Annotated in this window: 2 protein-coding genes; both read right to left on the bottom strand. The window is 72.3% G+C overall.

The annotated features are described in order from the left end of the window. Nucleotides 1-26 precede the first annotated feature (26 nt). Nucleotides 27-1,703: an IPT/TIG domain-containing protein gene (locus tag ABZ721_RS11480; protein WP_358788408.1), complete on the bottom strand. Its 1,677-nt coding sequence runs from the start codon at nucleotides 1,701-1,703 to the stop codon at nucleotides 27-29. A gap of 301 nt (nucleotides 1,704-2,004) precedes the next feature. After that, nucleotides 2,005-20,223, bottom strand: a complete 18,219-nt coding sequence (locus ABZ721_RS11475) for a nucleotidyl transferase AbiEii/AbiGii toxin family protein (protein ID WP_358788407.1) — start codon at nucleotides 20,221-20,223, stop codon at nucleotides 2,005-2,007. Nucleotides 20,224-20,260: the final 37 nt, after the last annotated feature.

Genomic DNA, 20,260 nt, shown 5'->3' with positions numbered 1-20,260 from the left:
CGGCCGTCCGCGTCACGCGTCACCGCTCAGGAGCAGGTGATGATCAGCGAGGTGATGACGGTGCAGGTACGGGTGGAGCTGTTGTTGGCCGCGTTCAGGTCGACCGGCGTGCTGGCCGTACGGTTCGCGGTGACCCCGTACGGCAGGCCCAGGGTCAACAGGCCGACGGGGACGGTGAAGTGACGTGTCGTGGCGGCTCCGGAGGCCAGCGTCGCCACGGTGCAGTTGACGTGCCCCGGACTGACACCGCAGTCACTGGAGGTGGCGGTCATCGGTGCGGGCAGGAGCGCGGTGACCGCGGCCGAGGTCAGCCCGGACGGGCCGAGATTGGTGATCGTCACCGTGTAGTTGATCTTCCCGCCGAGCAGTCCGGGCGCGGGGCTGGCCGCCAGGGACACGCTCACGTCGGCCGCCGCGTAGGTGAAGTGGTCGGCGGCGCTGACGGCGCTGGTGCCGGCCGGGGTGGTGACCTGGACGTCCACCGTGCCGACCGCGCCCGGCGGGGCGATCGCCGTGCAGGCGGTGGCCGTGCAGCTGACGCCGGTGGCGTTGTGTCCAGGGCCGAACGTGATCGCGGTGGCGTCCGACAGGGCGGTACCGGTGATGGTGACCGGTGTGCCGCCGGCGGGCGGGCCCGTGTTGGGGCTGACCCCGGTCACGACGGGCGGGGGCACGGGCACGACGGTCGTGCCGATCGCCACCCCGATCGGGTTGCGGCCGACGGCGGTGGTGGTGGCGACCGCCGCGGTGGCCGCGTCGATGACCGACACGGTGTTGGAGCCGAGGTTGGCGACGTACACATGGGCGCTGTCGGGGGTGACCGCGAGCGCCTGCGGGCCGGTGCCGACGGGTATGTCGCCGGTGAACGTGTTGGTCGCGGTGTTGAGCACCGACACGCTGTTGGTGCTGGCGTAGGCGACGTAGGCGTGCGCGCCGTTCGGTGCGATCGCCACCGCGAAGGGCGCGGCGGGGGTCGGCAGGGTGCTGCTGACGGTGTTGGTCGCCGTGTCGATCACCACCAGCGCGCTGTCGCCGATGCTCGCGACATAGGCGTGGGCACCGTCCGGCGCGACCGCCACGGAGATCGGGAAGGCACCGGCCGCGATGGACGCGGTGACGGTGCTGCTCGCGGTGTCGATGACGGAGACGCTGCCGCCCGCCCCACTGTTGGTGACGTAGGCGTGGGCGCCGTCCGGGGTGAAGGCCACCGCGTCCGGGGCGGCGCCGACGGCGATGGTGGCGGAGACGGCGTTGGTGGCGGTGTCGATGACGGAGACCGAGTTGGCGCTCAGGTTGACGGCGTAGACGTGGCCGCCGTCGGGTGCGACCGCCACCGCGGTGGGGCTGGCGCCCACGGGGGTGGTGGCGACGACGGACTCGGTGGCGGTGTCGATGACCGACACGGTGTTGGAGCTGACGTTGGGCACGTAGACATGCGCACCGTCCGGCGCCGCCGCGACGCCCTGAGGGCCGAACCCGACGGGGATGGTGGCGACGACGGTGTTGGTCGCGGTGTCGACCGCCGACACCGTGTTGTCGGTGGCGTTGGCGACGTAGGCGGTCGTGGCGCCCGGCGGGATGGCGTGGGCCGGGGCGGCCAGCGCCGTGAGCCCGCTCAGGCCCAGGGCTACCGAAGCGGCCAGCGCCGTGATCCTGCGGCGCCCTAACGGCTGTGGACCTCTGGCGCGGACAAACGTGTTCATGCGGATCTCCCCCCTCGTTCCGCGCCGTGGCAGCGGACACCGAAGGAGCCCTGGCTTCCACCGCGGCGCGGTACCTGACCACGGGCGTGGCCGCCGGGCCCGGGCGGAGCTCGCCGCCGGGGCCCAGGGCCGTGCCCTGGCGGGGCGCACGGTCGATCACCAAGGGAGATCGACCGTGCACCCCGCGTTGACACCAGACAGGATCATGCCAAAGCACAGGCACCACAAGGGTCGGAACCCTGGCTCTGCGTGGCGAATTGGGACAGCGTCCACTCGCCCCCGATCGCTGCCCGGTTCGCTGTCAGGTGCCGGAGGCACAGTCGTCCACGACCAGGTCGACGGGCTCCTCCGGCAGGGAGAGCCGGAGGTGCCGCGCCGAGCCCTGCCAAAGGCTCCGCGCCGGGTCCAGCGGCAGGAACCCGAGAGGTTCCAGCAGCTGCTCACCGTCCTGCGGATCGGCGGTGATCACGACGGTGTCGACGTTCGCGGCCCGCGCGATCCGTGCGACGTCCCGGAGCAGGGCCCGCACGGTCGACGCCGACCGTTCGCCGTCGCCGTCCCAGAGCATGCCGGTCACGGTCATGACGGCCGGCGGCTCGCCGGATCCGCCCGCCGCCGTGTCCAGCAGAGCCTGCACGGGGTGTTCCGCGGGCAGCTCGCTGACGTCGACGATGCCGCGCCCGTACCGCAACTGCCCGCGCCCGGCGCCCCGCTCGCCCGTCCCGGTCAGCGGGTCAGTGGTGACCCAGTCGAACACCTGCAGCCGCCCGCGCAGCAGCGCGCGGTTCTGGATCAGCGGCACGGGAGCCGGTGTGAGAGCAGGTTCGGGTTCGGATTCGTGTTCCGGGAGCAGCACCGGAGCCGGCGCGGGCGTCCGCGCCGACGGAGCGGCGGCCCGGGCGGCTCTCGGCGGGCGCACGGCAGCGACCGTGTCGGGGCGTTCCAGCTCCTCGACGATCTTCGCCAGGTCCGTGTCGGCGAAGCCCCGCAGCTCCGGGTCGTTCAGCGCGACCTTCCCCAACTCGGCGGCCTTGCGCTCCTTCCAGCCGGAGGACTTCCACTGCGGCGCGCCCGATTCCGCGTCGGCGACGCGCCAGGGCAGCTTCGTCTCCGCACCCCTGCCGTTCTTCTCCCGCTCCTTCATGACGATGAACTGGCCGGTGAGGCTGGGCGGCCGCGACACCTCGAGGCGCTTGTAGCCGATGCTCTCCAAGCGCGTCATCCGCGTGGCCTGACCGTTCCCCACCTCCTCCAGATAGCGCACCTTGTGCCCGAGCAGGGCGTAGATCTCCAGGTTTCCGCTGCGGAAGCCCAGGTGCTGCACCGCCTGCGGATTGGTGCGGTGGAGGTAGTCGAAGAGCCGGAACTGATCGGTACGACGACCGCCGGGGAACCGCTCCAGCCAGGCCTGGCTGCTCCAGAACTCGGTCAGGTCGTGGACCCGCTCGTCCGCGGCCGCCATCGCGGCGAACTTGACCGCCCCCTGGTCCCGGTCGCCGACCAGCACGACGCGCACATCTGCGGCCAGTTTGGCGATCAGCATCCTCAGACCGGTGATGCTGGTGTCGTGCTGGGGGTGGGGCCCGCCCTTCTTGCCGCTGAACCGGGTCCACAGCATGACGAACGTGCCGCTCGTGGGAACCCTGACCGCCCGCAGGAAGCCCTCGATGACGGCATCCTGGTCGGTGGTGGAGGCCATCCCCCAGGCGCGGCGGATCGTCTCCCTGCTCTGCTGGCCCCAGAGGTCGGCCAGTTGCTGGGTCGCCCGGGAGACCGGGTCCTGGAACCTGGGGTTGCGCAGATCGTGGGGGATCGGCGGGACGGCGTCCTCGTACGGCAGCGCTTCAGGTCCCGTCCTGGCGCTCCGGCTGTCGGTGGCCCGCCGATAGAGGTCATGCGGTTGTTCGACCGTGATGGTGTGCACCCGGTCCGTCTGGGCGCCCAGTGACGTCCGCAGGAACTCGCTCACCTGATCGCCCACGGTTCCCCCGGACACCACGACCACATGCAGGTGCGGGTTGAGCAGGAGCGCCGCGGAGACCCCGAACATGTCCCCGGTGAAGTTGCCGGCCATCGCGACCAGGCGGTGCCTGGCGGGATCGAGGGCCGCGGGCACCTGCAGTGCCTTCAGCAGCACCTTCAACCTCGCGACCAGCTCCGCGATGTGGGATTCGGGACCGAACGTGCTCCAGTGGGTCTTGAGCGTGCCGATCTTGGAGCCGCTGGTGAGGGTCTGCAGCTTCCACCGGAAGGCGTTCATCAGCTGTACCCGGCCGGTCTCTCCCACGGCGATGCTCTCGCGACCGGCGTGCGCGTCACCACGCTGGTCGCCGAGCCGACGGAGCATCGCGGCACCGTGGTCGGGAAGGCCCCTGAGTGACGACAGCAGGTCGAACAGGTCCTTGTACACCTTCTCGCCCTGACGGTCGGTCAGTGCGTGTGCCTTGTCGAGGACCATGTCCTCGACGCTGGGAACGGGTATGCCGCCGATCACGCTGCCCGGCTGGTAGGCCACGGTCCTGTTCGGTCCGACCGTGATCTCCACACCGTTGATGACCCCGGTGACGGCCTGCTTGTCCTTGGCATCCACGGCGAAGGCGCCGGTGAAGCGACCGTCCTGCGCGAGCCCGGCGTTGATGGCCGGCAGGAGTGTCCTCAGGGACAGCTCCCGGTCGCTGAGCCGGAAGTCGAGGTCCGCGATCGGCCGCGGGCTGCCGAACATGAGCTGCACTGCGGCGCCGCCGGAGAGGAAGAAGCTCGGCGTCACCTGCCGCATCACCTCGCTGAACTCCCGGCCCACCACCAGCTTCCGCGCGTCGCTGAGCACGGGAGCCGCGGCGGGGGCCGTCGCGGCGGCCGCGGTGGCGGTGGCCGTGCTCGACGTCCCTTCGCCAGCCGCAAGCTCGATGGTGATGTGGAAGACGACCAGGACGGCCGGCGTGGCCTGTACGTCCTCCGGGGTGTCCCGCGCCGGCAGGAAGAGCTGCACCTCGTGCAGCCCGGGCTTCCAGCGCTGCGGGAGCTTGTCGGGTGTCAGCGCGAGCGTCGGGGCGGTGGCCGGGACGCCCTCGGGCGCCAGTTGCTCGCCGATCCAGTCCTTGAGGCGGTCGAGCACGGCGTCGCCGGAATCCCTCGGACCGTCGACGGAGAGGGTCAGCGAGATCGGGGCCTTGTTCAGCGGAGCGGCGCCGGGGCCCGTGGCCGTGCTCGACTCCGCCACGGGGAGCGGAGGCCGCAGCGCGTCCACGATCGTCTGCCATGCCGCCCGGTCCGTCCGGCGGATCACGGCCTGGAACTTGCCGACGGGTTTGGGCTTCGCGGGTGCCGAGGACGGACTGCGCACCGATCCGGTGCCGACGGAGTCGAGGGTGTCGCCGGATTGGACGGGCGTGGCAGCGCGGTCCGGGGCGGTGCGGTTGTCGGCCAGCAGTTCCCGGTACCGGGCGTGGGACAGGTCCCGTACCACGGGGCCGGACCGCGACACCGCGTCGATCCTTCGGAGGTGGCGGTCGAGCACCGCGAAGTCAGCTGCGTTGGCGGCCTCGCCCATGACGCCCCGGTCGTCCGCGAACTGTGCCATCCGCGACTCCTGGCGCAGCGCCATCAGAGCGCTCGCGTACTCGTCCGGAAGGCCGAGGAAGTGCAGCACCTCGTGCAGCAGCACTCCGGCCGAGCTCTCCGTGAACCAGACCAGCTGGTTGCTCGTGCCGTCGCCGGGGCGCACCTGGATGGTCCGGTGCGCGCCTTCCGCCGTGCCGGACAGCTCCAGGTTCAGATGGACCTGGGCGCCGCCCGGCAACCGGAACCTGCCGTTGAAGTACCGCTCGACCGCCGCCGTCGCCGCGTTCCACAGCTCGGTGCGACCGGCGTCGGTCAGCGTCGTTCCCTGGTACGGCTCGAGGTGCAGCCGCAGGGTGAACTCGCGTACCCACTGCCCCGGCCGCGCTTCGAAGTGCCGCACGTCGTAGGTGATCGTGGTCTCCCGGCCCTGGAGCCAGCGCAGCTCGCGCTGCCGGGACGCATAGCGGCCGGGCAGCGTGGGGCCGCCGATCGGCCCGGTGCCGGCCTGGCCGCTGACCTCCGGATCGAACCGCTCGGTGGTCAGCAGCGCAGGCTCCGCGAAGCGCCGGACGTCAGCCCAGTCCGCAGGCGCCAGCAGCGGCGCCACCGCGGCGGCGGGGGAGGTCCGCCCGCCCGACGGCACGGGCCCGAAGGCGGCCGGCGGGAAGGCCGAACGAGGTGACCTGGCGGGCGCGGACGCACCGCCCCTGGGTGGCAGGTCCTGGAGGGCGATGCCCTCGCCGTCGTTCGTGGAGCTGACGGGCCCGTGCAGGGCCCGGGCGTCCTCGGGCCGCACGCCCCGCTGCCGGGCGAGCGGCGGGGCGACAGGTGATGCGATGGGTGATGCGATGGGTGATGCGACGGCGGGTGTTGTGACGACCGGTGCGACGACGGGGGGCGCGGCGACCGGTGGTTCCGGCGCGACCGGCGGTTCCGGCGCGACGGGCGTCGGGAGAGGCGTCGGCACGGGCGCCGGCACGGGCGCCGGTGTGGCGACCGGCTCGGAGACGTTCTCCGCCGGCACGGGAACGGACGGCTCGGGCACCACGGGCGCGGCGGCGACCGGCGTGACTGCCACCGGTGGCAGCGGTGGGGCCACCACAGCCTCCGGCACCGGTGCCACCGCGACCGGCGGCGTGACCGCCGCCTCCGGCACCACCGGCTCCTCGACCGCCACCGGCACCGGCGGCAGCAGGCCCAGTGCGCGGGCGCCCTGTTCGTCGGTGCGGAAGAAGACTCCGCCCGGGACGTCGACGTTCCGGGTGCCGCCGCGGCCCCACCAGTTGCCCAGCCCGGTGAGGGTGATCGAGGTGTCCGCCTGGACCAGGTAGGTGCTGCCTTCGCTGCTGCTGCTTCCCTTCTTCTTCGCCGACGCCTCGGACGCGGCCTCCCGCGTGTAGTCGGTCTTGTACGGCGGGAGCCCCACCGACGGCGTCCACGTGTCGGCGCCACCGGGGCCGTTGCCCCCCTCGCTGACGGTGGCGACCTGGAACGTGGCGGTGCCCTGCGCGGCGGCGTTGACCCCCTGGGACCCGGTGACCTTGCTCTTGTCGCCCCCAGTGGCCTCGGTCTTGCCGGCGAGGGTCAGCGTCGTGCTGGAGGACACCACGCGCGGGTTGCGCAGCTGGGTCCGTACCTGGATCTCCCGCAGCAGACTGATCACCCCGGCCTCGCCCGCCAGGCCGCCGATCCGGTGCACGCCCTGCGGATCACGCTGCAACTGCGCGGCCAAAGAGGCGGCGTTGAGCTGGCTGCGCAGCACATGGTCGGTCCACGGCGCGGTGAGCGTGTCCGGCAGCAGGCCTCGTACCGCCTCCCACACCCCGCGTGACAGGTGGTAGGTGAGCACGCGGCTGTTCTCGGGCAGGACGAAGTCGGCCGGCGGCGCCGTCACGGTTGCGGGCCCCGCGTACGCGACGGAGTCGTCCGCCGGTGTCGTGGAGCGGACTCCGTCCTCGACGGTGAGCGGGGGCGCATGGTGCCAGTCGCCCCAGCGACCGACCAGTTGCGAGATCCCCAGCGTGGCGACCTGGGGAAGCCTGCCGTGCCCCTGGACCCGGCGCACACTGACGCTCCAGGTGACGTCGTGCACCCACGACGCCGTACCGGCGGCTCCCTGCTTGCTGGTGACCGTGCTCTTCCCGGCCTTGCTCCCGGTGGCCGTCAGCCCCCGGTCGCGGACGTACTTCGCGTCGGCCCCGCTGCCGCCGGCGCGGGCGAAGTCCTTGGTCTGGAGGAGGTTGGAGAAAGTGAGGCCGGCCGAGACCTCCAGGCCCCGGGAGCTCTCCGCGATGTCCTCCTGGCCGGCGGTGGCGTTGGAGGCGACCTCGGTCGAGGTCGTGCCTTCCGCCGCCGGCGCGGGGTCGAAGCGGGGGTTGGACAGTTCCGCTTCCAGCAGCACCTGCAGCTGGAAGCGGCCGAAGGGACCGTCGTCGGTCTCGTGCACCGACAGGCCGCCGCCGGTCAGCACGTCGAACAGCCCGCCCAGCCCCTCGGGCGAGATGAGCAGCAGCATCTGCTGCTCCAGCCGGGCACGGGTGCGGGTCGCGGCCGCGGCGGTCATCCAGGTGCTCGGGAGCTGGTCGAGGGCTTCCCGCAGCTGACCGACCACCCGCTGGAGATCGAGGGGACCGAGGCCGGAGTCGGCCAGGGAGTACCCGCGCGGCACGGCCGCGGGAGCGGCAGCGGCGGGCGGGGGAGTCGCCGTGGGGAGAGTCCGGTAGTAGGCGGGCGGATCGAGCCGCACGGGCGCGGTGACCGGTGCGGTCGACGGGCCGGCGGTCGACGGGCCGGCAGTCGCGGAGCCGGCGGCCGGGACGACGGCAGTCGCGGCGGCAGCAGCGGCCGGTGCCGCCACCGGAGTGCCGTCCGGATTCAGGTGGAAGTACTGCGCCGCGTCCTGCTCGCGGATCCACACCTGGACCCCGCCCGGCACGTGCAGCTGCTTGCGGGCGACCGGTCCCGCGAGCGCGCCCAGGACGTCCGTGACCACGTTCCGCGACGTGCTGCTCCCGCTGATCAGGTAGGTCACGTCGAGGCTCACCAGCAGCCCGCTGCCCTTGAAGGTCGCCGAACTCTCCTGGCCGGCAGCAGAGTCCTCCGCCCCGGTGCGGGAGGACTTCGCCGTCCAGGGCTTGACGCCCGGACCCGGGGTGATCGTCCAGGGCTGCTGCGCCACCGAGAACCCCAGGGACAGCCCGACCTCACCCGACAAGCCGTTCTTCGCGGCCGTCTTGACCGTGTTGCCGCCGGTGGTGGTGTTCTTCAGCTCGACCTGGCCACGACCCACGATGCGCGGATTGCTCAGCGCGCCGAAGAGCCGGGCCTGGTCCATCCCGTCGCCCATCCGCCCGTAGCGGAAGATCGGCCCGGTTCCGTAGCCGTCACGCAGGATCCGCTGGAAGTTGGCTCGTACGGTGTCCTCGTTGAACGCCGCTTCCACCTGCTGCGACGCGATCGTCGCGTAACCGCCGGCCGTCGGGGGGCCGAGCGGCAGCGCTGCCGCGACCTGGACGAGGTAGGCCATCGCGCGGTCGTACGACCGGCCCGCCCGGGTCGGCCGGGGCACCGGCTGCTCGTGGGTGGCGCTGGCCAGCAGGACCTGCCGGACGCCTTCCGGCAGCGGATCCACCCCGTTCACCCGCAGTACGGCGTGGAAGTCGGGCAGCCGCACCGTCGGCGCTCCGCGGGGCACCACCGGCTGCTCGTGCGCCACGGTGCTCATCGCCCCGGCGTCCCGCCCGACGTCCGGTATGACGCCCGGCCGGGGGTTCTCACCCAGGGGAGCCAGGTCGATGGGCACCAGCACCTGCACCTGGGCGGCCACCGGCGTCAGCGTCTCGAGCGCACCGGACTCGTGGCGGATCGTGATCTCGTACGCGACCGGGAGCACGAACACGGCGGCCTCCCGGGGGCCCACCGCCTGCTGCGTGCGTCCGACGCTCGTCGTCGCGGTGGTCGTCCTCTCCCACTCGTAGGTGGCCTTGCCGGCGGCCTTGGGAACCAGCGCGCGCAGCGGTGTGTCGGTCCCGAGGCCGAAGGTGAAGGCCAGGTCCGCCCCGCCTTCCAGCGACCGGGTCTGCGCCTGCTTGCCCTCCAGTTTTCCGCTGCTCTTCGCGCTGCTGGTCACCTCCAGGCTCGTGCTGGTCCCCCGGAAGACCGCCGGACCGGAGGGGCGGGGCCGGATCATGACCTGGACGTATTCCGGATGGGGGTACGCCGTGCGCCGGGTCTGTGCCTTCAGCAGCAGGGAGTCACCGCTCCAGAACACGCCCTGCAGGCCCGACTGCGACACAGCCGTCGTCAGGTTCCGGAGCGCGTTGGCGTTCTCCTTGAACGCCCCGAGGCCGACCGGTTCCACGCTACCGGCGCCCGTTCCGGCACCGGCGCCGGCGGCAGCCGAGGCGCCCCGGAGCCGGAGCCCCTCGGCGACGGCCTGCAGGACGTTCTGGGAGCCGCCCGCCCAGAGCACGGTCGCGGCCTGGAGGCCGTCGGCGGCCAGGTGCCGGACCTGCCCCGGCCCCCGGTACGCGTCGGTGGGGTGGACGCCCAGCGGGGAGTCCGGAGCCGGGACCCGTACCCGTACGCCGTGGTCGAGAGGCACCGAGGTGGTGCGCTCACTCCGGCCCTCGACCATGACGGCGAGATCGAAGGTGATGCGGGCTTCGTACAGGTGGGTGGGACCCGTGTAGCCGAGCCCCTGTTCCGCGTTGGCGCCGGTGGTGGTCGTCGAGGTGTGCGCGTCCTTCGCGCCGGCCCCCACGTTCACGCTGGCGCCCACGCCGTGGTAACTGCCGTTCCCCTTCAGCCCCTCGAACTGCCGGACCAGCCACCCGACGGTGGTCCCGAGCGTGATGGAGAGGGAGTGGGTGGCACCCGTCGCGGTCTTGTTCTCGGTGCCGAGGTTGGTCCCGTTGTCGAGCGACACGACATCGGACCGTCCCAGCAGCGCGGGAGTATCCAGCCTGGCCTGCACCCGCACCACGGCCCGGCTCGCCCCCGGGCCGTTCGCGGCTTCCAGGGTCGGCGAGATCAGCAGCCCGTTGACCAGCTGCTCGAAGGACGCCTCCAGGTTGGGCCGGCTCAGGAAATCCCGAAGGGTCTCGTACGCGCCGCTGCCGACCACCCGGAACTCCGGCGGCAGCATGGCCAGCACCTCGCGCAGCAGGAGCCCGTCGCCGGTGCTGACGTACTCGGGCACGTGCAGCGGCGGCAGCGGCAGCGCCTCGGGCACGCCCGCCGCGGCGCCCGCTGCCGGGAGGGGCAGCGCCTGCGCCTGGGCCGCGGCCCCGACCACATGGTCCGGGACCTTCAGGACGAGGCCGCCCGGCGTACCGGGCAGGGTGACGGGGGTCCCGGCGTCGCCCGCCGGACGCACGGTGACGCGCCACGACGAGTCGAAGGCGATCGGGTGCCAGTAGCCGGTGCTGGTGCTGCCGCGTGACTGCTGGACGGCCCGGTTCGCCGTGGACTCACGGGCGGCGGTGCTGATCAGGCCCTTGACGTTGACGGTGGGACTGACGGTCCGCAGCGCCGCTTCGGTGCCCTGGCCGAGGGTGAGCGGCACCTGACTGATGTTCAGTTCCGGTCGGTCGTTGGCCTTGTCGCTCTGGTCGACGGCGCCGGTCTTGCTGTCCCCGTGGGTCCGCGTGACCTTGCCCTCCTCAGCACCGTCCCGACCGGTTCCATTGGTCAGGTCGACCCTGATCACGACCTCGCGGGCGTTCGGCCCCGCACCTACGGTGACGGCCCAGCCGTCCCCGCGCACCGCCTCGAATACCTCCTTGAACCCCGCCTCGGAGAGCGCGAGGTGGAACAGGCCGTCCGCGGCGGTGAGGTGGTCGAGCGACGCGGGCAGCTGCTCCCGGATCGCCGCCAGAACCGCGTCGAGGTCCGCCTGCGCGACGTCCTTCAACTCGGTCAGCCCGAACCGCGCCAGCCCGGCCGGCAGCGGACCGGCGGGCAGGGTGGGAGCGGGCTGGGGCACGACCGGCGGCTGCTCGACGGGCTCCGCGTCGGTCACGGGGGTGACGAACTCTGCCTCGGGCGTGGCGGGTTCCGCCGCGGTGGTGGCGGGTTCCGCCGGGACGGGGACGGGCTGCGCCACGGGCGTGACGGGCTCGGCCGGGACGGTGACGGGCTCTGCCTCGGCCTCAGCGGTCGTCTCCCACGGTCTGTGGCCCGGGAACGGGATGCGGTTGCGGGCGGACGCGGGGTCGAGGTCGAAGCTGCTGTGGCCCCGCTCGAACTCCTCCCTCACCGGGACGGGGTCGTACAGCCCCACGGGATCGGCCTCGGCCAGGGCGGCCCGCTCCCGTTCCCGTCGGGCGGTCTCCTCCGCAACCCGTGCCTTCGTCCGCTGCAGGGCCTGCCACTGGGCGTCGAGCCGCGCCCGCTCCATGGCGCCGGCCCAGGCATTCCGGCTCGCCTGCCGTGCCGCCTCCTTGCGCCGCTCCTCAACGCGGGCCTGCGCCCGCGCTTGAGCGGCCGGGTCGGTCAGTTCGGCGGCGATCCGCGCTTCGGCGGCGGCAGCCGCCTTCTGCCGCAGGGAATCGGCAGGGTCCGACACGGCGCGGTCCGGGTCCGCCGCTGCCGAGCCCGAGCTGTCCGAGCCCGAACCCTCCGAGGTCGAGCCCTCCACGGTCGGGGCCGCGCTGCTCGATGTCTTGAAGGGCGCGGACGACGGGGTCCGGGCGGGCACCTCGAAGGCGTCCCCTTCCGTCTCCAGATCTGTCCCGACCGACGTCGACGTGTCGCCGACCTTCGACGGGCGGGTAGTGCCCTCCTTCTTCTTCTGGCCCTTCTTCTTCGGACCGGTCGCGGCAACGGCCGGAGGCTGCGCCTTCGCCGGCGGGTAGGAGCCCTGCTCGGTCACGGGAGTTCCCCCCGGGACGAACTTGACCCAGCGGCCCGGCGTGCCGTCTTCGTTGCGGAGAATGCCCAGCGGCACCTCGGACCGGTGGTGGAAGATGAAGATCGACGTCGTGGAGGCCCACACCACGTGGTTGGTCCGGTCGGCGACCTGCTGGGCGATCACACTGCCGTCCGCGCCCCGCGCACCGGCCTGGCAGGCGCACAGCAGGATCTGGCCCTCCGGTGGCAGGCGTCGCAGACTCGGCCGACGGCTCAGCAACGTTCCGAGAGACGTGCCCGGCAGGTGCTTGTGCACCACCGTCTCGCCCTCGTCCGCCGGCTCGCGGGTCGGCATCCAGGCGGCCAGATGCGTGGCGTGGGTGAAGACCGTGAAGATGGGCCGCGTCACGTCCCAGGGAACCAGCGCGATGGAGTCGATGTCCGGCGTCGTGTCGGTCGAGAGGTCGGAGTCCTCGATCTTCTCGTAGTCGAGGGGGAGGTACTGGAAGTGCGGACTGGTGGCGTCGAATCCGTTGCGCGTGCGCTCGAAGCCCCGCGTGCGGGAGCCCGAGTAGAAGACCCGGCCGCCCGACTGCTGGTTCCACGGGAACACGAGGGCCTGGCTGTCGAGATCCTCGTCATCGACTGAGCCCCTGCCTCCCGTGTCGACCCTCCGGCCGTCCTTCTTCCCGACGACCATGGTGGGGACGCTCGGCAGCCTGAGGCCCTCGGCCACCGGCTCGTCGACGGACTCCTGCGGAACCTCACGGATCCAGAAGCCGTGCTCCCCGTCCGCGTTCTCCTCCGCTTCGACGCGAATGCGACCCTTCGCCACGGAGGACGTCACGGTGCTGGTCCAGACGGTACGCCCGGTGACCTTGGCGATCATGCGCGGAATCTCCAGGGTCTCGCCCATGCGGCTGGGACCGAGAAGGAGGATCTGGTGGTCGGCGGGCAGCGCCGACACCGCCGGATCGGTCCGCACCGCCTCCGCCACTTCCTCCACGACGAAGTCGTCGAAGGCGTTCTTGGGAAGAGCGACCACGAACAGCGGTGCGTTCGAGATCTCGCTCAGCCGGCGGGTGTGCCTGGTGAGCTTCACCGTCGCGGGCTTGGCAGCGGCCTTCCCGCCCTTCACGGGTACTGCCTCCTTCTGGCGCGGCCAGAACCATTCGTACGTCGTCGGTTCGTCGACGATCGCCGCCCCCGGGGGCTTGCTCTTGCTCTTGCCGAAGGCGATGCCGATCACAGTGCTCTTGTCGGGACCCGTCAACGGGCTGGAAAGGTGTGGCTTCGCGGCCTCCCCCTTCGGCGCGGTCACGGTCGCGGGGCCATCCGGCACGGCGGCGGGCTCCGGCACAGCGGCGGGCTCCGGTACGACGACGGTGTCCGGGGCGACCGCAGACTCCGGCGCGACCACAGGGCGCCGGTGGGAGGCCAGCTTCTGCGACAACTCGTCCCAGACGACGGGTCCGTCGAGGGCCGCCACCGCGTCGACGACCGCACGGACCTCTGCCGGTGTGGCGTGCTGGTGCGCCTGCAGCACGAGCAGTTCGTGCGTCAGGGCCGACAGCCAGCCACCGGTGAGGCGGGCCCCCATCACGGGGTACCTGGTGCGGGCGAGGGCGTCCAGCTTCTGGAGCGCCGGCACCTTGAGCGCGAGATCGCCCTCCTCCGGGTAGAGGTCGTCGTGCAGCTTCAGGAGGGCTCCGGCATCGAGCAGCTCCTTCCGCGACGGCGCCGCTTCCCGCGACGACGTCGTCTCCTCCGAGACCGTCGTGCTCGCCGTCGACGCCGCGGGCTGCGCCAGCGTCTCGGCCATGGCGCGCAGCGTCTGCTCGGTGACCCTGCCGCCCACGCCGCCGGCGTCGACCCTGCCGGGGTCGGCGGTCGCCGCAGTCGTGGAACTCGCCGAGGTCACCGGGTCCGTGGAGGTCGCGGGCGCCTCGGTGGACACGGCCGGCTCCGTCGTCTCCGTCATCGTGGAGACCATCTCCCGGCCGAACCTCCTCTTGACCTCGGGAGTGGTCGCCTTCGCCTTGCTCTTGGCCTTCTTGGCCTTGGCCTTGACCGTCTCGACGGGCTTCGCCTCGCGCGGGGGGTGGGAGCCGAGCTCCGTCTCCGGCTTGCCTCCCGGGACGAACTTCACCCAGCGGCCCCGCGTCCCGTACTGGTTGCGGATGATGCCGAGGGAGACGTCCTTGCGGTCGTTGAAGAGGCAGATCGTCGTGGTGGAGGCCCACACCACATGGTCGGTCGCGTCGGCCACCTGCTGGGCGACCACCTGGCCGTGCACCCCTGTGGCCCCGGCCTGGCAGGCCACCAGAAGGATCTGCGCCTGCGGAGGCATCCGCTCCAAGCTCGGTCGACGCCGCAGCGCCGCCCCGAGGGACGTACCGGGCACCCGGACGTGCTCCAGTTTGTGCTTGTCCTCCTTCGACTTTCGCTTGGTCGGCATGTGAGCGGCCAGATGCGTGGCATGGGTGAAGACCGTGTAGATGGGCTGCGTGACATCCCACGGAACCAGCGCGATCGAATCGAGGTCGGGGTTCAGCTCGACCGAGGTCTCTTCACCCGGTTCGGGCAGTTTGTAGTCGGTGGGCAGATACTGGAAATGCGGCTTGGTGGCGTCGAAGCCCCGGCGGGTGTCTTCGAAGTCCCGCTCGCGGGACTCCTCGTAGTAGATCCGGCCGCCCGACTGCTGGTTCCACGGGAAGAGGATCGTCTGCGTGTGGAGATCCTCGTCGTCCTCCCACTGCGGCTTGCCGGACTCGACCAGCCGGCCGTCGTCCCCCTTCTTGACGGTCATGGTCGCGAAGCCCGCCAGCGCCAGTCCCCGGCGGGCCCCCTCGGCGCCCGGCACCGACGGGCGCGGAAGCGGCGGAACCTCCCGGATCCAGAAGCCGCGTTCCCTCCACGCCTTCTTCTTCGCCTCCACGCGGATGCGCCCGTCCACCACACTCGACGACACGGTGTTGGTCCACACCGTCCGCCCGGTGACCTCGGCTATCGCCCGCGGGAATTCCAGACTGTCGCCCAGTTCGGCAGGGCCCAGCAGCAGGAGCTGGTGATCGGCCGGCAGCGCGGCCACCGCAGGAGAGGTCCGTACTGCCTCGGCCACCCTCTCCACGGCGAACTCGTCGTAGGCGCCCTGGAGGACGACCAGGAATACCGGCGCCGTGGTGACGGAGCTCAGTTGGCTGACGTGTTCCCTGAGTTCGAGTGCCCTCGGCGCCGCGGCCGTGCCGTCCGCCGCGGGCTCCGCCGTCTCCTCCCCTTCGGGCCAGTACCAGTCGTACGTCGTCGGGTCCTTGACGATCGCGTCCGCCGGCGGCTTGGTCCTGGACTTCCTGAAGGCGACTCCGACCTGGGTCGTCCCGTCCTCGCCCAGCAGCCTGCCCGGGAGATGCGTCATCTCGGGCGGCGCCGGCCGGCCGGCCGGGGCGGCGGCATCGGGGGTGTCCGCGGTGGCGGGAGCGGGCTCGGTCGCGGTGACGGCCGCGGGGTTGGTCTCCGGTCGTCGTGGGGCCAGCGCGGCGACCAGTCGGTCCCACTCGACGGGCGTCTCGCCGGCAGCCGTTGCCCGGACGACTGCCTGGACGACCGCCTGGAGGTCCTGAGGCGTCGCGTGTTCGAGCGGCTGGAGGCCGAGCAGCTCGTGGGTCAGTGCGGACAACCAGCCCCCGGTGACGAAGCCGTCCATCGCGGGGTACCTCGCCCGCATGAAGGTCTCCAGCTCCCGGAGCGCCCGCACGGTGGGCTCGCTGCGAGGGCCCTCGGCCGGGAAGAGGTCGTCGTGCACCTTCAGCAGCGCCCCGGCGGCGAGCACCTGGTCCCTGGTCGGTGCCGTGCTGCTGGTGGTCGACGGCGCCAACATCTCGGCGGTGCCCACCAGGTCCTGCTCCGTGACCCTGCCGCCCGCGCCACCTGCGGCCACCGGATGGGGATCGGGCGTCGCGGCGGCGGGCGGGGTGGACGTCACCGGCGGGCGTGAGGCGGATTGCTCGTCGCCGCTCAGGAAGCGCGCTACAGGGGTGGCGGTCCGGGTGGTGGGAGCGGCGCCGCCGTCCGGGCGAGGCTCCGGGCGGGGCTGCGGGGCCGGCGTGCCGGCGGGCTCGACGGTGACCGGGGCCGTCCGCTGCGGGGGGTCGAGCGTGGGGCGGGGTGACGGGGCGGGGGTGCCGGACGTGGCCGGGCGTGCCGGTGCGGCCGGGCCGTGGTCGGGGAACGCCGGCATCAGGCCACGGCGTTCCAACGACTCGACGTTGATGCCGAGGTCACCGGCGAGTCCGCGCCAGGCCGTCCTCTCCGCCTCGCGCTGAACCGAGGCGAAGTGCCGGTCGATGGCGTCGAAGTCCGAAGACCCCCGGTAGTCGCGGGCGGCCGAGTCCAGCCGGGCGTCGACCCGTTGACGGACGTGCGCCCGGGCCTCGGACAGCGAGATGTCGCCGAGGCTCCCCGAGTCACCACCCGACTTGTCCCGGTGATCGGCCACCAGCTTCTGCCACGCGGCCTCGTCCCGGGCCAGCTTGTCCTGCTGCCGCTGCTCCGCGCGGGCGTTCTCCTCGGCGACCCGCTGCCTGCGGTCCTCGGACACCTGCCACCGGGCGTCGTCGGCCGCCTTGGCCCGGGCGGCCGCGTCGATCCGCTGCTGCGCCCGAGCTTGGGCCTCCGGTCCCTCCGCGTAAGCGCTGGCCCTGGCCTCGGCATCGAGCTTCTCCTGCGCCAGAGCCCTGGCCTCCGGGCTCTCTGCGTACGCGTCGGCACGCGCCTTGGCGGCCTGGCCCCCGTTGCCGGGTGCCGGGTGGGCCTCCCCACCGAGCTTCACGCCCTTGTTGGGGAAGGGATCGGCGGCGGCAGTGGCGGTCCCGGTCGCCGGCGGTTTTTGTTCCGTCGACCGGCCGGGCGGCACCGTATCCGTGCTGCTTCCTGCGGACTGCGAGCTCGTCCTGGTCCCGCCGCCTGCGGCGCCTCCACCGTGATCACTCAGCCCGGCACCCTTCGCCGCGTTGTCAGGCGGGAGATCTGCGAGGGTCATGGGCTTCTTGGCCGGGGGGTACGGCTTGGCGGCCGGTGCCGGGGCCCGTTCGGGCTTGGGCATGGGCGCCGAAGCCGGTGCCGCTGACGGCGCCGATGTGTGTTCGGTCTGGCGGGCCATCGCGGCGTTGTAGGCCCGCTTGCCCTGCTGGTTCTGCGGTGCTTGTCGTGTGGCGTTGGGGTCGGTGGTCGACGTGGTTGCGTCCGGTGCTTTGCGGCCTGAGCCCGTCCGGTTGCCTTCGTTGGAGAAGGGTTCGGTGTCCGGTTTCGCGGCGGGCTTGTCGAGGTCGGCGAGCGTCATTGCCTTTTTGGCCGGGGGGTACGGCTTGGCGGCGGGGGCCGGTGCCGCTTCGGGCTTGGGTGCCGTTGACGGTGAGGTTTTCGGTGCCGGCTTGGGTGCTGCTGCGGCTTCGGCCCGGCGGGCTTCTGCGGCGTTGTTGGCTCGCTTGCCTTGCTGGTTCTGCGGTGCTTGTCGTGTGGCGTTGGGGTCGGTGGTCGACGTGGTTGCGTCGGGTGCTTTGCGGCCTGAGCCCGTCCGGTTGCCTTCGTTGGAGAAGGGTTCGGTGTCCGGTTTCGCGGCGGGCTTGTCGAGGTCGGCGAGCGTCATTGCCTTTTTGGCCGGGGGGTACGGCTTGGCGGCGGGGGCCGGTGCCGCTTCGGGCTTGGGTGCCGTTGACGGTGAGGTTTTCGGTGCCGGCTTGGGTGCTGCTGCGGCTTCGGCCCGGCGGGCTTCTGCGGCGTTGTTGGCTCGCTTGCCTTGCTGGTTCTGCGGTGCTTGTCGTGTGGCGTTGGGGTCGGTGGCCGACGTGGTTGCGTCGGGTGCTTTGCGGCCTGAGCCCGTCCGGTTGCCTTCGTTGGAGAAGGGTTCGGTGTCCGGTTTCGCGGCGGGCTTGTCCAGGTCGGCGAGCGTCATTGCCTTCTTGGCCGGGGGGTACGGCTTGGCGGCGGGGGCCGGTGCCGCTTCGGGCTTGGGCGCCGGAGTTTCTGTCGGGGCAGGGTTGGCCTTTGCTTCGGCTTGGCGGGCGGCTGCCGAGTCGAAGGCTTTCTGCGCGTCGGTGCTCTTGGGTGCGGTGCGTGCGGCGTGGGCGTCTTTCTCGGTGAGGGGGCCGATGACGTCGTCCGGCTTCGTGCTCTTGGGGGCCGAGCCGCTGCCCAGGGTGTGGCCGCCTTCGGTCGGCAGTGGCTTCGGTGCGGGCTTCGGGGGCCGGTGGAGGTCGGGGATCGTCATGGTCTCGCCGGCCCTGGGCGACGGCTTCACCGCCGTCGAACCGGGCCTGCCGGCCGACGCGTTCCCACCGGCCTTGCCGTCGCCGCCCTTCGCCGGAGCGCCGCTGCCGTCGCGTTCCCCCTTCGCGGACACCGACGTGTTCGCGGACTTCTCCGGTGCGGTGGCCTCCGGGCCGGTGGCCGTCTTCTGGGAGGTGCCGGTGCCGCTCGTGCCGGCCGGAGCCTCGTTCGCCGATCGGGCGGTTCCCCGCACCGACTGCGGGTTCTCGACGCTCTTGTTCGCGACTCCCTGCTTGCCGCCGCCGGTGCTGTTCCCGTTCCCGTTCCCGGGTTCCATCGCGGAAGCGGACTTCGTCGCGTTCGGGTTGGCCTGGTTGGGCGACACGGAGTCCTGTCCGCTGCGGACGTTCGGTGCCGTGCCGTCGCCTGTCGTGACCTTCCCCGTCTCCCGGGGCTGCTGCTCGAAGGAGGACCGGTAGGTCTGGGCGTTCGGGTTCTCGGACGCACGGGTGCCCGGCGCCGAGCCGGTCGACGTGCCCGGCTCCGTCGGCGCCGTGACGTTGCGGTTGGGAGCAGGCGCCGAGGTGGTCGGGGCTTCCGTCACGGAACGGGGGGCGGACTCCGGTGCGATGCTCCGCTGGGGTCCCGGCGCCTGCGTCTCGACGTGGCCCGCGGCCGGGTTCCCGCTGCGGACGGGGGCCGGGGTCAGGCCGGTGTCGCCGACGCCGGGAAGGTGCTGGTTGCCACTACCGGTCGCGGGGCCGCCCCGGCCGGGCGTGCCGCCGACCTCGGGCCCGTGGCCGATCGCCGGGTTGCCGATCGGATCGTTCCCCCAGTGCGGCGCGCCGGTCTGTCCGGGCGGTGTCGGCCTGCTGGTGGTGGGCGGCGGGGCGCCCCCTTCGTTGCCGAGCACCGGAGTGTTCCGTCCGCCGGGGTGGGCGCCGGGCGGGGACACCGGCGGCCGTTGTCCCAGGGTGAGACCCGGTTCCAGCGGCTTCGTCGGGTTCGGCCGCAGGTCACCGCCGATCGGCGGCACGATGCCCTCGCCCGGGGGCGCGTGCAGCGCCGGAGGGGTCAGGGCCGGTCCTTCGTGGAGCCCTCCGGTACCGACTCCACGTTCCCCGGCCCCGGGGACCTTCGGTGCCGGCACGTCGATCTTGGGGACCGGGGTGCCGCCGCCCTTGATGCCCCGACCCGCACCCGCGTTGGGGAACAGTTCGTGTGCGCCGAGGATCGCGCCGAGACCCCCCGCGATCCCCATGTTGATGCCCTCGCTCTTCCAGTCGATCTCGAAGGGCAGGTGGTACACCAGGTCACTGATCCACTGGGAGAGCAAGTCGATGCCCAGTTGGGTGGCGGCCGAGCCGACGATCCCGGAGAGGTATCCGATCACCCGGACCACCGCCTGCATGGCGGTGCTGAGAGCCGCGATGATGTTGCTGAGGGTCTCCATGAGGCCCGAGATGAGCGGTGCGACCAGCTTGGCCAGCAGGCCGATTCCGATCGGCAGGACGAGGCCGATGATGCCGGCGATGAGTTCGGCGAGGTTCGCCGCCGCGACCGCCTCCGCCTCCTTGACCTGGATCGCGCGGATGGCCCGGCCGTACTCGTTGATCGCGTCGCCGATGGTCCAGCAGGTGGTGCACGCCGGTTGCAGGGCATGCGCGTTGACAGCGTCGAAGGCGGCGGTCGCGGCGGTGCCGCCGTCCCCCGTCCATCCGGTCGCGTGCATCGCGGCCGACATGTTCGCCGCCTGCGCCTGCAGGTCGTTGCCCAACTGGATCCAGGCGTTGCCCAGCTCGTAGATCTCGTTGACACCGAAGTCCGGGCTGTAGTCGCGCATCCCGCATCACCCTTTTTGCCGTGAACCACCGCTGAAC

Source organism: Streptomyces sp. NPDC006733, from assembly GCF_040636125.1.
Classification (GTDB): Bacteria; Actinomycetota; Actinomycetes; order Streptomycetales; family Streptomycetaceae; genus Actinacidiphila.
Note: the sequence above shows the minus strand (reverse complement) of the source record. Positions and strands in the feature narration are given on the sequence as shown.

Coding starts and splice junctions, on each gene's coding strand:
- ABZ721_RS11480 (WP_358788408.1), bottom strand. CDS start 1,703: ATGAACACGTTTGTCCGCGCCAGAGGTCCACAGCCGTTAGGGCGCCGC.
- ABZ721_RS11475 (WP_358788407.1), bottom strand. CDS start 20,223: ATGCGCGACTACAGCCCGGACTTCGGTGTCAACGAGATCTACGAGCTG.